Annotated in this window: 11 protein-coding genes; 9 read left to right on the forward strand and 2 right to left on the reverse strand. The window is 43.8% G+C overall.

What is annotated here, in order from left to right:
* The first annotated feature begins 428 nt into the window (after positions 1 to 428).
* From ACMCM8_RS13185 to ACMCM8_RS13195, 3 genes are all read left to right on the forward strand, one after another.
* Positions 429 to 1,025, forward strand: a complete 597-nt coding sequence (locus ACMCM8_RS13185) for a porin family protein (protein ID WP_412723076.1) — start codon at positions 429 to 431, stop codon at positions 1,023 to 1,025.
* A 399-nt stretch (positions 1,026 to 1,424) separates the two neighbouring features.
* Positions 1,425 to 3,632: a VTT domain-containing protein gene (locus tag ACMCM8_RS13190; RefSeq protein ID WP_412723077.1), complete on the forward strand. Its 2,208-nt coding sequence runs from the start codon at positions 1,425 to 1,427 to the stop codon at positions 3,630 to 3,632.
* On the forward strand, positions 3,620 to 4,327 hold the full coding sequence (locus tag ACMCM8_RS13195; protein WP_412723078.1) for an endonuclease/exonuclease/phosphatase family protein: 708 nt from the start codon (positions 3,620 to 3,622) through the stop codon (positions 4,325 to 4,327). Before ACMCM8_RS13190 ends, ACMCM8_RS13195 begins: the two co-directional genes overlap by 13 nt.
* Positions 4,328 to 4,356: 29 nt before the next feature.
* On the opposite strand, the gene ACMCM8_RS13200 is transcribed toward ACMCM8_RS13195, so the two are convergent.
* Positions 4,357 to 5,334 (reverse strand): LysR family transcriptional regulator, encoded by a 978-nt coding sequence (locus ACMCM8_RS13200; protein ID WP_412723079.1) that lies wholly within the window; start codon positions 5,332 to 5,334, stop codon positions 4,357 to 4,359.
* Between the two features lie 407 nt (positions 5,335 to 5,741).
* Between ACMCM8_RS13200 and ACMCM8_RS13205 the strand changes: the two genes are divergently transcribed.
* The 6 genes from ACMCM8_RS13205 to ACMCM8_RS13230 all read left to right on the forward strand — a co-directional run bounded on the left by ACMCM8_RS13205 (position 5,742) and on the right by ACMCM8_RS13230 (position 13,099).
* On the forward strand, positions 5,742 to 8,390 hold the full coding sequence (locus tag ACMCM8_RS13205; RefSeq protein WP_412723080.1) for a TonB-dependent receptor plug domain-containing protein: 2,649 nt from the start codon (positions 5,742 to 5,744) through the stop codon (positions 8,388 to 8,390).
* A 103-nt stretch (positions 8,391 to 8,493) separates the two neighbouring features.
* Complete coding sequence (locus ACMCM8_RS13210; protein ID WP_412723081.1) at positions 8,494 to 9,315, forward strand: sulfite exporter TauE/SafE family protein; 822 nt, start codon at positions 8,494 to 8,496, stop codon at positions 9,313 to 9,315.
* 35 nt (positions 9,316 to 9,350) lie between these two features.
* Positions 9,351 to 10,517, forward strand: coding sequence for a pyridoxal phosphate-dependent aminotransferase (locus tag ACMCM8_RS13215; RefSeq protein WP_412723082.1), 1,167 nt, complete (start codon positions 9,351 to 9,353; stop codon positions 10,515 to 10,517).
* Between the two features lie 331 nt (positions 10,518 to 10,848).
* Positions 10,849 to 11,214: a response regulator gene (locus tag ACMCM8_RS13220; protein WP_412723083.1), complete on the forward strand. Its 366-nt coding sequence runs from the start codon at positions 10,849 to 10,851 to the stop codon at positions 11,212 to 11,214.
* Positions 11,211 to 11,795 carry a chemotaxis protein CheX gene (locus ACMCM8_RS13225; protein ID WP_412723084.1) on the forward strand — a complete coding sequence of 195 codons (585 nt, stop codon included), beginning with the start codon at positions 11,211 to 11,213 and terminating at the stop codon, positions 11,793 to 11,795. Before ACMCM8_RS13220 ends, ACMCM8_RS13225 begins: the two co-directional genes overlap by 4 nt.
* Positions 11,795 to 13,099 carry a sensor histidine kinase gene (locus tag ACMCM8_RS13230; RefSeq protein ID WP_412723085.1) on the forward strand — a complete coding sequence of 435 codons (1,305 nt, stop codon included), beginning with the start codon at positions 11,795 to 11,797 and terminating at the stop codon, positions 13,097 to 13,099. Before ACMCM8_RS13225 ends, ACMCM8_RS13230 begins: the two co-directional genes overlap by 1 nt.
* Before the next feature lie 11 nt (positions 13,100 to 13,110).
* Here ACMCM8_RS13230 and ACMCM8_RS13235 read toward each other — a convergent pair whose 3' ends face one another.
* The gene (locus ACMCM8_RS13235) at positions 13,111 to 14,121 is read right to left on the reverse strand and encodes an MBL fold metallo-hydrolase (RefSeq protein ID WP_412723086.1); all 1,011 of its coding nucleotides are present in this window, start codon (positions 14,119 to 14,121) and stop codon (positions 13,111 to 13,113) included.
* Positions 14,122 to 14,176: the final 55 nt, after the last annotated feature.

Genomic DNA, 14,176 nt, shown 5'->3' on the forward strand with positions numbered 1-14,176 from the left:
ACAATTTATTTACCTGTGCGTTTACAAAGATAGACAGGGAGCGAACATATTTACAGTTGATAAAATGAATTCACCCAATTGAAAATTCCAATCAACACGAAAAACCTTAAATATCAAAAATATAGAAAAAACAATTTTCATCAATGCCGCCGACTTAATTCTCGGTAGTCAGCCTTTTAGACAATGAATCAATTTCACGGTGTGCGAAAAAATTGCCAAGGTCCATTTTCTACGCAATGTTTTTGTCGCATCAAAGCGCTTAAAAATCATTCAGAAAAGTCGATTTCCTGAAATTTTTTCATTAATTTACGCAGGTTTTTGAAAGTTCTACGCTGGCACAGCATTTGATATAGACCTTGTGCAAATTGAAAGCACATTTACTTCATTAAGAAGTCGATTGAATGTTAAATAAGTACGAGGAAGAACTTATGAAAAACACACTTAAAACCCTAACAGGAATCGCTGCTATAGCGTCAATCAGCGCAATGGCTTCGTTTGGTGTTCAAGCACAAAGTAACAGTATCGATGTAAAGGACAGTGGCTTTTATGTTGGCGGTAACTATGGGTATTTGAGAGTAGAAGGCGAAGACGAGTTCGATGACGACAAAGACGTATGGCAAGGCGTCTTCGGTTACAAGTTCAATGAATGGTTTGCTCTTGAAGGTGGTTATATCGATTTTGGTGACTACGGAAATGATGTAGCCGGTGCACAAACAGACGGTTATACTGCTGCGATAAAGGGTATCCTGCCGCTGACTGAGCGTTTTTCTCTTTACGCTAAAGCTGGGCAATTGTGGTCAGAAACCGAGTATAATTTTGGTAGCGTAAACCGCGACTACGACGACGAGAGTTTGTTTGTTGGCGCTGGCCTCAGTTATGCCATTACAAGTAACTTCCTGATTAACGCTGAATACACTGTTTACGATACAGAATTAGACGCTGAAGAAGCATTTGATGACATAGATGACACTAACTTTGAAACCGATCTGAAACAAGCCAGTATCGGTGTCGAATACCGTTTCTAATATATCAAAAAGCAAGCTCCTGTTAACGGGAGCTTGCACCTCAAAAGGTAAGCTTCCTGCCCCTTTCTGCATAACACCAATTATCCCTTGGTTCGAATCATTGTTTAGCTTTTCACAAAAAGTAATTTAGACACAGTTACTTTGCGCTGTTCAAGGTAATGGCATATAACGGCTATATTGCTCAGCGACGGTGTATAGTCCAACGTGAAGATAAGTCCTGTTGTTATATGAAAATATTACAATGGCCTCTCCTTAACTCTCGTCAAAAACCACCCGAACAATCTTATACACACCATATATTTCAACAACTTATAAATCACCCAGGTGTGTACTAACAAAAGGAATGGAACCTGCAATAAGCCTTGATAATAAACAATGGAATTGAGTTGGAACGTCACCATGAAATCTGATAACTGTATTTTTCAGCCGGGTCAAAACTGTTGGGTAGAAAACAAAGCTCGCTATTCTACCCCACTCATTGATTGCGCGAATTACTACAAGGCACTGCACAGCGCTATTGTTAAGGCTTCCCACAGTATCTTTATAGTGGGCTGGGATATTGACAGCAGAATACGTTTATTGCGCAACGAAGATGAACAGAGAAGCGAAGCACCAAGTGTTATAAGTGATCTTCTCAAGTGGAAAGCCGAACAACATCCCGAAATAAAAATTTATCTACTCAGATGGGACTCGTCGTTGGCCTTTTTTGCCCAAAGAGAAATGTGGGCCAAAGAAGTGTGGGAAGAAAAAACCCCAGATAATGTAGAAACCGAATTAGATGACACGATCCCCATGGGCGGGAGCCAACACCAGAAAATTGTCGTCATTGACGATGAGATTGTTTTTTCTGGTGGTATGGATGTTTCCACCAACCGATGGGATACCAGGGATCATCCCGTTATTTCTGAAGAAAGGGACGGACCGGATGGTGAGTATGGTCCTCTGCACGACGTGCAAATGGTGTCCAGTGGACCTGTGGTGGTGGATTTTGCCAAACTGGTACGTTGGCGCTGGCAGCGCGTAGCAAATAGTACTCCCATAGACATTCGAGAAGAGGCAAACAATAGCGAAGATGCTCCCCTGCCAGAGGTTTGGCCCGACGGGTTCCCTCCTATGTTTGAAAACGTGCAATGTGCTTTGGCCAGAACCATTCCTTTTATGGACGAAGTCGAGCCGGCGCAAGAAGTACGACAAATGTTGCTGGATCTCATTGGCGAAGCAGAATCTTTTATCTATATCGAAAATCAGTTTACTACCCGTCAGGAAATTGCTGAGGCACTGAACAAGCAGCTTAAGCTCAAACCAAATTTGAGTGTGGCGATAGTGAGTTCCTATGAGCCCAAGGGAAAATTTGAATGCGAAGCTTTCTGGGCCAGTCGTATAGAATTCAAAAAAATCTTAGAAAACGGTATCGATCCCAAGCGGGTCAAACTTACCTATTCTTCTATCGAAGATATGAAAGGAAGAAAGGCTTATAAGCGTATCCACTCTAAAGTAATGACGATTGACGACAAATACCTCGTCATAGGATCGTCTAATTTGAGTAATCGCTCGATGACATTGGATACTGAAATTGACACTGTCTTGTTTGGAAATACACAGCAAAATAGAGCCAACATTGTACAAGTTCGCAACGACCTGCTTGCAGAGCACACTGGTCGTGAACTTGATGACATGCCTGCACTGTTTGAGACAGAATATCCTGTGGAATCGCTGATGCAAGGTCAAATAGCTCACGGTTATATTTTGACTGAAGTAAGGGACGAAGTATTTACCGAACACTCGGTGAAAAATGTCTTTCGCGCCTTATCAGATCCCGAAGAACCCCTTATATCAATGCCGACACTTGACGGTGCAGCGGTGCCAGCGCGAAACCCGAGACGACGCAGTATCATGATATTATTGGGTCTAACCATCGTTGGGGTATTGGGCGGCTTGATGTTCTGGGCAAGTCAATCTATTGAGTGGTTAAGTTCAGATAGTATCAACGCGTTCTTAGAGGAAAGTAGAGGCACCTATTTTGCTTTGCCAACGGTACTGTTGGTATATGTTGTCGGCGGAATATTATTCTTTCCCGTAACCATTTTATCACTGGCGGTGGCTGCCATTTTCGGGCCAATTTGGGGGCCCATATACGGCATTATGGGCGCCTTGATGAGTTCGGCCATCATGTTTGGTATCGGTAAACTGTCAGGAGACGCAGGACTTAAAAAGTTAGGCGGACCAAAAGTTGCCGCAGTGGATGAGAAGCTCAAGCGCAGTGGTATTGTGGGTGTTGCAGCAATTCGTATGTTACCTGTAGCACCTTTCAGCTTAGTCAATTTAGTAGCCGGCATTTCGTCCATCGGTATATTGCAGTTTTTGATTGGTACGTTCTTAGGAATGTTTCCCCCAATGATCGCAAAAGGGTTGGTGGGTGACTCTATCGCTCAAATATGGCAAAACCCTTCGGCTGAGACCATCAGTTATTTGATTGGAGGAATAATCCTGTGGGGTCTTATGATCTGGGGATCTCAGAAATTTGCCCGCTACTATCAGGAAAGGAAGCAGGAATTATCCCCTGATGATACCCAAGGTGCTAACGAAGGTGAAAAATGTGCCGCGTAATATCATATAACATCCACAGCGGTGTTGGTCGTGATAAAAAACACGATTACAAGCGTATAGGACAGTTCCTGAAGAGCACTGGGGCAGATGTCGTCTTACTGCAAGAGATGGACACTCGCCCCAGCAATAGAGAAACTCGCCAAGATACAATAGATATCTGCGCTAACAACACATTTCAGCTAGTAGCTGCACCTGCGATTAAAGAAAAAGACGGATGGTATGGCAATGCAATTTTAACCAAGTTTGAGGTGCTTTCTAAAGAAGTCATCGATATCAGTCAGACTGGTCGACAGCCCAGAAATGTGCAGCTCGTTGAAGTTAACACTGAAAAAGGATCTTTTACTGTGGTCAATACGCACAAAGGGCTGAAAAAGTTAGAAAGACGCTCTCAGTTTTCACAATTACATAGCTTCCTTAGAGAGCGGCTAAAAATGCATTCATCCCCCCTGCTTTTAGCGGGTGACTTCAATGAATGGCAATTTTTCAGCAAAGCATTTAGTGCACTAAATAAGTTATTAGTTCCACATAAAGTAGGAGCGACATTCCCCAGTCACTTTCCAGTTTTCTCATTGGACAGGGTCTGGGTATCACAAGACATTACAGTTAGAAGTGCAAAAAAAGTGAAAAATACGCAAACCCGGACCATGTCAGATCACTTGCCTGTACTTATCGACATAGAATTGCCTACACGCTAACGCGCACAGTTTAGCAAGCTATACGAGCACTATTTTATTTTAGCAAACGCGGATGTTGCAAATTCGAGAGTGCCACACCAATGTTGCAACGCATTCTCCTGAGCCACAACTTTTCTGACAATGTTCATTACTTGAATTACGCTAAGATCTTGTGACATACGTTTGCTGGTTACTGCATACACGCTTCTCAACATTTCAGGCTGAGTTATTTTTAGCGTCGATACCAGTCCTGAGGCTTTCAAATGGAAGATGGCCGATGTGGGTAAAATCATTACGCCTTCCCCCTGCATCACTTGGCGAAGCCCTGTCATTAACTGCCCCGAATAGGCGAGATCGTGCTGTAACGAAACCCCCGTCATTCGCTCGTATTGTAATATTAGCTGGCCCAGTGCGTCGTTTTCTCCTGGTGAAAGCAAGGGTAGTTCACTGAGTTCCAAAAAAGTAATAAAGGGTTTATCTCTAAGCGAAGTGTATGGCTCGAGATCACTCGAAGCTGAAAAAACCAGGTGCATTTCTTCTTGGATAAGCGGCGTCATTACCATAAATCTGTCATCAAGAGGTTGCTGATAAGTTAGCGCAATGTCGATTTGTTGCGAAGATAACCAATCGTTAATGGTATAAGAAGCCACAGTACTGATTTCAATTTTAAGTGGGGCCGAACTGCGTGTTACTTCGTTGAGTAAAGGGAGCGATAAAACATTCCCTATAGAGGGGAGCATCCCTACCTTTATCTGACGCTGTTGCTTTTTTCCAAGTTCCCTTAATGCCGCTTTAGTCTGTTCTATTTGCCACATAATTTTTTGCGCGTGCTCAAAAAAAATTTCACCAGCCGGCGTTAATGACACGCCTGCAAAGCTGCGGTTCAGCAAGGTCGAATTCATTTCTCTTTCCAAGCTAGCTAACTGCTGACTAACCGCCGGTTGCGCAATATCCAGCGTTCTAGCTGCTGCGGCAATGCTTCCTTTTCGCACTGTGGTAATGAAATAGTGAAGCTGTTTTGTATGCACCAACTACTCCTGATACGGAAAATGTCACAACGTCATAAGTATTCACTATTCAAATTCAGCAATGAATATGCCATTCCAACTATGTATGTATCAATAATGTAAAAAATGAGGTTATAAACGTCACCATAAAAATCCACCCGCTCGCGCATTTTTCACTCAACCACACTATTAATAAGGTTTAAATAAAAGGATCAATATTTTCCTTATACCCCTAAATATTCTTCTTTCTTCCTCAAACTAAAAAGAATTTTTAGCCTAAATCTTGTACACAGGCATCTATCTAATAACAACAAGGTGTTGAAACGCATCAACGTGGTGCCTGTGCGTGCCAAAAAAGGGCGAAGTCCGCAATTAAGAGGCGACTAGCCCGCCATAAAAGCAAACCGTAAGCACGAGTAGGAACACACATGAAAAGACATAAACTCCATACCGCTATAACCTGTGCGCTCACTTCAATGGCGCTTTGTACCCTTTCCCCCATAGCCCTTGCCCAAGAGGATGCAGAAGAAACCACGAAAAAAGCCGAAGCAAAAGATCTCGAACGCATTGCCGTGGTAGGTGCTCGTGGTGCGCCCCGCTCTGTCACCAGTTCTCCCGTACCTGTAGATGTATTAAGTGCAGAAGATATGGAGGCCGTCGCCTTTACCGACATGAACAACGTATTAATGACCTTAGTGCCTTCTTATTCACTGAGTCGGCAACCCATCTCAGATGGTGGCACATTCGTCCGTCCCGCCACGCTAAGGGGGTTGCCCACCGACAAAACTCTCGTGTTGGTCAATTCCAAACGACGTCATCGTGCGGCACTGGTTCAAATTGGCGGTTCGGGCACGCAAGGGCCCGATTTAGCGACCATTCCTACATCTGCAATTGGCAGTGTTGAAGTACTCAGAGATGGCGCTGCGGCCCAATATGGCTCAGACGCAATCGCGGGAGTAATTAACTTCCAATTGAAAAACAACAGCGATGGCGGCTCATTGACCGCTGACTATGGCACTTACTTTGAAGGAGACGGCGATCAAATTACCGTTACCGCAAACAAAGGTTTAGCTTTAGGTGACGACGGATTTATCAGTATTTCAGCAGAATATTCTGATAGCGAAGCGACATTCAGGGGAGAGCAGTACTGTGAAAGTTGGTTCTGTGTTAACGACCAATCAGCTGAGTACATTGCCGCGGCTGAAGCTATGGCTAACGATGTCCATGGTTCAGATCAGGTACAACCCTGGGGTCAACCAAATACCAGTGGGGCACGCCTTTTTGTCAATAGCGGATACACCTTATCATCGGGCATTGAGCTTTACGCATTTGCGAACTATTCCGAAAGCGAAGGCGATGGCTCATTCTTTTATCGTTACCCTGGCAATGGCACCATTGAAGACATTCGATTAGAAGACGGTTCAATATGGAATCCCATTGAAATTTTTCCCGGTGGTTTTACACCACGCTTTTTTGGTGATGTGACTGACTACTCATTTGTCGGTGGCGTTAAAGGCGTTGTGGGTGCGTTAGACTATGACATCAGCGGTCGATACGGCTCGAATGAAATCTCTTATACCCTTAAAAACACCATCAACCCATCGATGGGCAACACCTCTCCCACTTCTTTCAAGCCTGGAGACTTGATAAACGAAGAAACACAGTTTCAAGCTGACTTTACCTATGACCTTTCTTCGTATGTTCTAGCATTCGGCGTCAGCTACTTAGATGAAAGCTATGAAATAACAGAAGGTGAAGTGGACTCCTACTTTGCTGGCCCTTATGCGACTTCCGATCCTTGGGCATTTTGTAACGACGACTACAGTGCTACCTCTGCAGGTCTAGCCGTTATAGCTAATGGTTCGTCACTTAACTGTGCGAACTACACATCTGCCGATTCAGATGGTGACGGAATTGAGGACGATGGTTTTGAAGGTGTAGACGCCGTTTATACAGTGGTCGGCGTAGGTTCAAATGGCTTTCCGGGTTACTCACCGGAATTTTCAGATACCTATTCTCGAGACTCCTATGCCGTGTATGCGGATATCTCGGGTGATATTACAGATGAGGTATTTGCTCAAGCAGCAATTCGCTATGAAGACTACTCTGACTTTGGCTCTGAGCTAGTATATAAAGTGGCCGGCATCTACCAAATGACTGAAGAAATCGCCTTGCGTTCCTCATTTGGCACCGGGTTCCGCGCGCCTACCCCTGGTCAACAAGGCACAACTAACGTATCTACCCGGCTACCTAATGGATTCCCAGTTGCAACGGGTTTATTTCCAGCCGGCGGCGACGTTGCACAAGCGCTGGGCGCTAACGAGTTAGATCCTGAAAAATCGACCAACTTTACTTTAGGTCTGACTGCTAACTACGGGGATATGACCCTCACTATTGATTATTACAACATCAAGCTAGAAGACCGGGTGAATTCTGTATCAACCATGGATGTATCCACCACAGAGGTTACCGATCCTGATGCATCGGGATATCAGGCATATCAAAATTACTTAGCACTCGCTGGCGCAGGTGTGGTAGGTGCAGAGTCGATTGGGGGCGTGTTCTTTTTCCAAAATGCGTTTGACACCGTCACTGAAGGCATTGACGTGGTGGCAACGTATAACGTTGAAACGACCTATGGCGCTACCACCCTCACCGGCTCACTAAACTACAACACCAATGAGTTTGATTCTGACCCGAGTGAATTCTTTAACGATGAAGATCAGTTCGATTTTGAAAACGGCACGCCAGAAGTGCGAGGAGTGCTATCGCTAAAACACAGTTATGAAGACTGGATGATAGTCGGTCGTTTGAATTATTACGGCGAATACGAGAACTCTAACGATAGCTCACTGGAAACCATTCAGAAGTTTGGTTCTGAATTCCTCTTCGACTTAGAAGGCAGTTATTACATTAATGAAAGCCTGACCTTATCAGTCGGTGTGCGTAACCTCTTCGACAACTATCCCGATAAGGGCACGATGGGCGAAACATGCTGTGGACGTATTTATCGTTCTGACTCCATTGTCGACTGGCAAGGGGGATACTACTACACCCGTCTGGCAGCAAAGTTCTAGAAGGATGACAGCACCGCACCGGCTTCTGCCGGTGTTTGCTTTTTATATCTTCAAAACCTGAAAAAAATATATTTACCCATGCATTACGTGGAGAAAAAAATAAATGGAAATAGAGCTACTGTGGTTTGTAGTTACTCTCTGTATAACTGGTGCTATTGCCGGGATCACTGCCGGTCTTTTCGGCAATGGTGGAGGGTTTGTAGTGGTTCCCGCTCTTCTTGCCGTGTTTCCATTTTTCACACCGCCTTCAGAAGCGCTGGTAAAAGTGGCAATTGGAACTTCTCTCGCTTCTATAGTCGTATCCAGCGCACGCTCGGTCATGGCACATCGCGCAAAAGGTGCCGTTGATTTCGATATTTTACGTTCTTGGAGTATCTGGCTCATATTGGGTGTTGTCGGCGGTGTAATTATTGCGAATCACACTAGTGCTGATGGCTTGACGGTGGTATTTGCTGCCGGCGTGCTTTTGTATTCAGTGTACTTTTTGTTTCCTGAATTCGTGGTGCGTCCGGGGTTGGTTTTTTCGATGCCAACAGGAGTAGGAAAAGCCATTCTCGCTTTTGTGCTAGGTGGCTTTTCTGCTCTATTAGGCATCGGAGGGGGTACACCAACAGTGATTACTATGGTGATGTGTCAGCGCTCTATCCAGCAAGCGGTTGCCACAGCTGCGGGAGTCGGTTTTCTCATCGGATTACCAGGAGCCATCGGCTTTTTGTTTATGTCGCATTCACCTACGGCCTCTCTGCCTGCTGGCACCATAGGCTATATCAATATCCCGGCCCTTGTCGCAATCAGTATTGGTTCAATTTTTACTGCGCCGATTGGCGCAAAAATGGCCCATAACTTTAGTGAAAAAAAACTCAAACGCCTTTTCGGCGTTTACTTAGTGATTGTCTCTACAGCGATGTTTTACAAAGCAATGTAGACATGCCTGTACAGTAAATAGAAAAGGAACATATTATGACTCACAATCCCGCCAGACGTCTTTTTATAGGTGGAACAGTAGCAGCAACTGCGCTTGGCGCTAGTGGCTTATTAAGTCAGGTTAAAGCCAACCCTAATCATCTACTCAAAAATGTAATTTATGGTCCGATGCCAGGGATAGCCAAACTCAATGCAAATGAAAACCCATATGGACCCAGCCCAGCAGCCCTTGAAGCTATCGCCAAAGCATCAGCCCAAGGGGGGGCATATTATGCCTACCCAGCAGCCATGACCTTAATGGATATGATTGCTGAAAGGCATGGGATAGGACGAAAAAATATATCACTAAGTGCAGGGTCTAGCCCCGTGCTGTCATATACCGCGCTGGCGGCGAGCCAAAAAGGTAAAATCCTTGGTCCAGATCTGTTTTGGGATACCACATCTCAAGCCCCCGCAAAACAGGGAGGACCTGAAATTGTGCGCATACCTAACACCAGTGGGCTTGATATCGATTTAGACGCCATGTATGACGCGATTGACCCGTCAATTAGCCTGGTGCATATCTGTAATCCCAACAATCCAACCGGTAAAAACTTAGATCCAGAAAAGCTCAAGGCATTTTGCATAAAGGCGTCTAAGAAAACCTTGGTATTAGTGGATGAGGCGTATAATGAACTTATCGAAAACCCGCCTGCACACTCGATGATCCCGTTAGTAAAAGCGGGACACAATATCATTGTCGCGCGTACCTTTTCTAAAATATACGGCTTAGCAGGTTTACGCGTGGGCTATCTCGTTGCGTCTGAAGAAAATACCGAGTGGATAAATCGTTATGGGATGGGTGGGTATACGCTCAATCAAGCAGGTCTCGCTGCTGCTATAGCAAGCTACAACGACGACGCATTTATTACATTTTCTAAAGAAAAAATTGAAGAAGCCAAATCTATGGTGATGAATGCTGTTCAAAGTAACGGCTTAACTGCACTTCCTTCGAGTACTAATTTTATCTTCGTTAATTTAGGGGATGGCAATGCAGAATACTTCAGACAAGCGATGGCCGAAAAGGGCGTACTGATCAGAGGTATCTACAGAACTTATGACAATTGGTCTCGTGTAAGCATGGGTAAAATTGAAGACGTTCAGCGCTATGTTGATTCCATGCCCTTCGCTTTGGAAAGTATGAATAAAAAACAAAACACCTAGCACCAAACCGCTTAATTGGTCTACACTGTGTGTAGCTAATGTGTAGACCAATAGCACCTCTTTACCTCATATTCCAAACTGCTTAAAAAAGACATTTTCAACTTAAAGTCTAATACGCACAAAAGTCACTTCTGTCATATACTTCAAATTAGAAACCTTACCCGTTCTGATAATTTTTAGCGGTAGTGTTGCAGTAACGTAAAAGATGCACATACTTTACTAAGTACCTGTTAGCCATTGTTTCATGGAAATGATAGTCCTGTTGCTCGATGAGCAGAAATTCCTAACAGGTCCTAAATACGCAGCAAAAAGTCGCTATAGGAGGCTGTTAATGTCAATTTCTGTGTTGGTCACTGATGATTCGAAGCTGTCCAGGCGAAGTGTTATTCGTTCACTACCTCAAGAGTTAGAGTATGAAATTACGGAGGCCACCAACGGTAAGGAAGCAATAACAATTCTTAAAGAAAATAAGTTCCAACTCATTCTCTTAGATTTAACTATGCCGGAAATTGATGGCGTTGGTGTTTTAGAATATTTGTATGAACAGAAAGATAGTACTAACGTCATTGTCATCAGTGCTGACTTTCAACCTGAAAAACAAAAAATAGTGATGGCATTAGGGGCGAAACGATTTTTACGCAAGCCTCTTGATAAAGAAGAATTGGCAATGACGCTGTTTGAGCTGGGGTATCTATGAGTATCGTGTTACCACTTGATGAAGACCAAAAAGATGCACTTCAAGAGCTAATCAACATTTCTATGGGACAAGCAGCTAACTCACTTGCTCATCTAATTGAAACTAAAATCGATATCTCAATTCCAAAGATATCTGCTGTCACACCAACTGAACTTTTTTCTCTGTTGTTTGAAACTAAAAATGCATTTTATACACGTCAATCGTTTTTAGGCGATATTCACGGTGAAGTCATGTCTGTACTTTCTGAGTCAGGTTTAATCGAAGTGGCCGAGCTTATGGATTATGAGGAGCCTTTGAGCGAAGAAGATACCCAAGAAATTATTCTAGAGCTCTGTAATATTTTAGCAGGTGCGTGTTTAGCTGGGTTATCAGATCAACTTGAGTTGAATACCAATCTCAACATGCCTACCCTTTTTCAGCCCGACAAAGCGAATTTCGATGAGCTAAAATGGCAACACAGTCTAGTCATGGAAGTACAATTTATTATCGCCATATCTTCATTTAGTATGCGAGTGGTATTCTGTTTAGATGACGACTCACTGACAAGAATGAAAAATACATTGGATGAGTTGCTCGGATAATGTTTGACCAACTGGTAGGTAAATTGCCTGTCGGGATCGGAATCGTTGACGAGAATTTCAATGTCGTTTACCTGAACGATTTCTTTCTAGATAGATTACCTCATGAATTAAGGAACGACTACAAAGAAAAGCCCGTTACTGAACTGTTTCAGGGTCAGGGTAAGTTTTTAAAACGCAGGCTAAAATCGGTATTTGTACTTCAGCATCCCAGCTTTAGTTATTGGGAACAGCGCCCCCATATATTTCCTTTTAAAAGCTCTCGTCCTATTACAGGCGAAGAAACGCAAATGTACCAAAATATGGAAATCCTGCCAATAAAGGACAAAACAACGGGTAATAAGTTGGCATGTATATTTCTTCAAGACGTTACCGCTCAAGCAAGTTACTTTAGAGCTCAGCAAAAGCTGTCTGAAGCGTTGAAAAAAGAGCATGAGGCTCAGCGCAAACTCATTAGAAAATTAGATACAGCTCAAAGCCAGCTCATCCAGGCAGAAAAAATGGCTTCCACAGGTCAGCTTGCAGCGGGGATCGCACACGAAATAAATAATCCTATCGGTTTCGTCAATGCCAATCTCAACACACTTGGGCAGTACGCAGCCCACTTAATTTCTATATGTGAAGGCGTTCAACCCCATCTCAATAGCTTTGGCGAGGAAGTGAAAGAACACATTGCTTCGTTATTTGAATCAAATCACTACGATTTACTCAAAGAGGACATGAGTGAACTCATTGTGGAATCCACAGAGGGCCTGACTCGAGTTAAAGACATAGTAGATAACTTGAAGAATTTTTCCCTAGAAACCTCTGAGGGAATTCAAACAGTAGAAGTGTGTAGTGTTTGCAACCAACTGATCACTCTCATTTCTGCTCAGTACAGTACACCTCAATACAAATTCGAATGCGCTCAGGAAAAAGTCGAAGTCATGGGTAATCCAGGTCCGCTCAAGCAAGCGCTGATGAACGTCATGATTAATGCTGCTCAGGCGATTGAGGATAAAGGATTTGTAAAATTAAGCGTAATTGAAAATACTGATACTGTGACCTTCAAGATACTTGACAGTGGGAAAGGAATTGCACAGAAAAATATCAAACGGGTATTCGAACCGTTTTTTACTACCAAGCCTGAAGGACAAGGACAGGGTCTGGGCTTATCAGTCGCCTACACCGCTATTGAGCAGCACCAAGGTAAAATATCCATCAGTAGTAAAGAAGGCAAAGGCACAGTCGTCGAGATAACTATCCCTAAAAAACTTGTTCCCACCGAAGAACTTACAGAGACTGCGCCCGAACACGAAACAGAGTAATATTCACAGTTTCACCCTTGAATATACTCATACACACCATTCATATTCAAATGCCGAGTTATTACGCCTTCACTTACTAAATAATTGAGATGCGATAGACATTCGGCGACAGCAAAAACCATGTTGCCATTTGAGAGTTCTCGTTTAAACATCACAGGCAGTAAAGAGGCGACCGTTTGACTCTGCTGGCATGCATCGGTCAATGCGTTTAAATGCTCCTGGTGGTGCGCGATAAGCTCATCTACTCTCTGGTGTAACCCCATAAAAGGTAACTTGTGGGCTGGCAGGACAATGACATCATCGGGCAGCGATTTAAATTGAGGTAACGTGTCTAAATAGTCTTTAAGCGTATTGGCTTCAGGTTCAGTGGAATAGGCACCAATATTGGGTGTGATCATGGGCAATATATGATCACCTGAAATAAGAATTTTCTTATCTTGATTAAAAAGACAAACGTGCTCAGGAGAGTGCCCTTTCCCAATGATAATCTGCCATCTTTGCTGGTTGATGGTCAGCACCATACCGTGTTTGAGTCGGCTATAGCTAACGGGGAGAGGCGACACCACGCTGCTGTATCCCTTGTCGCTACCCGAGGTTAATTGTGTGACTAAAGACGCTTCTAATCCAGCTTGATGAAAATAACGCACATCGCGCGTCTTTGGTGCACCGTTTTTACCTGCACCAAACGCTCTTGCGCTAAAGTACTCCGTTTGAGACATATAAAATGGCACATCAAATTTATCGGCTATCCATCCTGCCAAGCCCACGTGATCTGGGTGAAGGTGCGTAACCAATACACCACTAATAGGGCCATCTAGCTGGTCAAAAACCTGTTCCCACAGGCTTTTAGTAGTGCTTGTACCAAGGCCAGTATCAATAACTATCCAACCAGCCTTATCTCTAAGAAGATACAGATTGATATGATCTAGCTCGAAAGGCAAAGGCATCGTTAGCCAGAGTACCCCAGGGGATATTTCCACCAACTCGCCTGGGGCAACTTGTTCTTCGTATAAATATTTCATCCTATACAACTCGTACAGCCATTTATAATGTATGTTTCTATCGCGAGCGATTGAT

This window comes from Alteromonas sp. D210916BOD_24 (assembly GCF_047159385.1).
Lineage (GTDB): Bacteria > Pseudomonadota > Gammaproteobacteria > Enterobacterales > Alteromonadaceae > Alteromonas.

Bases quoted from the DNA above. Each gene is read 5' to 3' on its own strand.
- ACMCM8_RS13185 (WP_412723076.1), top strand. From the start codon at position 429: ATGAAAAACACACTTAAAACCCTAACAGGAATCGCTGCTATAGCGTCA.
- ACMCM8_RS13190 (WP_412723077.1), top strand. From the start codon at position 1,425: ATGAAATCTGATAACTGTATTTTTCAGCCGGGTCAAAACTGTTGGGTA.
- ACMCM8_RS13195 (WP_412723078.1), top strand. From the start codon at position 3,620: ATGTGCCGCGTAATATCATATAACATCCACAGCGGTGTTGGTCGTGAT.
- ACMCM8_RS13205 (WP_412723080.1), top strand. From the start codon at position 5,742: ATGAAAAGACATAAACTCCATACCGCTATAACCTGTGCGCTCACTTCA.
- ACMCM8_RS13210 (WP_412723081.1), top strand. From the start codon at position 8,494: ATGGAAATAGAGCTACTGTGGTTTGTAGTTACTCTCTGTATAACTGGT.
- ACMCM8_RS13215 (WP_412723082.1), top strand. From the start codon at position 9,351: ATGACTCACAATCCCGCCAGACGTCTTTTTATAGGTGGAACAGTAGCA.
- ACMCM8_RS13220 (WP_412723083.1), top strand. From the start codon at position 10,849: ATGTCAATTTCTGTGTTGGTCACTGATGATTCGAAGCTGTCCAGGCGA.
- ACMCM8_RS13225 (WP_412723084.1), top strand. From the start codon at position 11,211: ATGAGTATCGTGTTACCACTTGATGAAGACCAAAAAGATGCACTTCAA.
- ACMCM8_RS13230 (WP_412723085.1), top strand. From the start codon at position 11,795: ATGTTTGACCAACTGGTAGGTAAATTGCCTGTCGGGATCGGAATCGTT.
- ACMCM8_RS13235 (WP_412723086.1), bottom strand. From the start codon at position 14,121: ATGAAATATTTATACGAAGAACAAGTTGCCCCAGGCGAGTTGGTGGAA.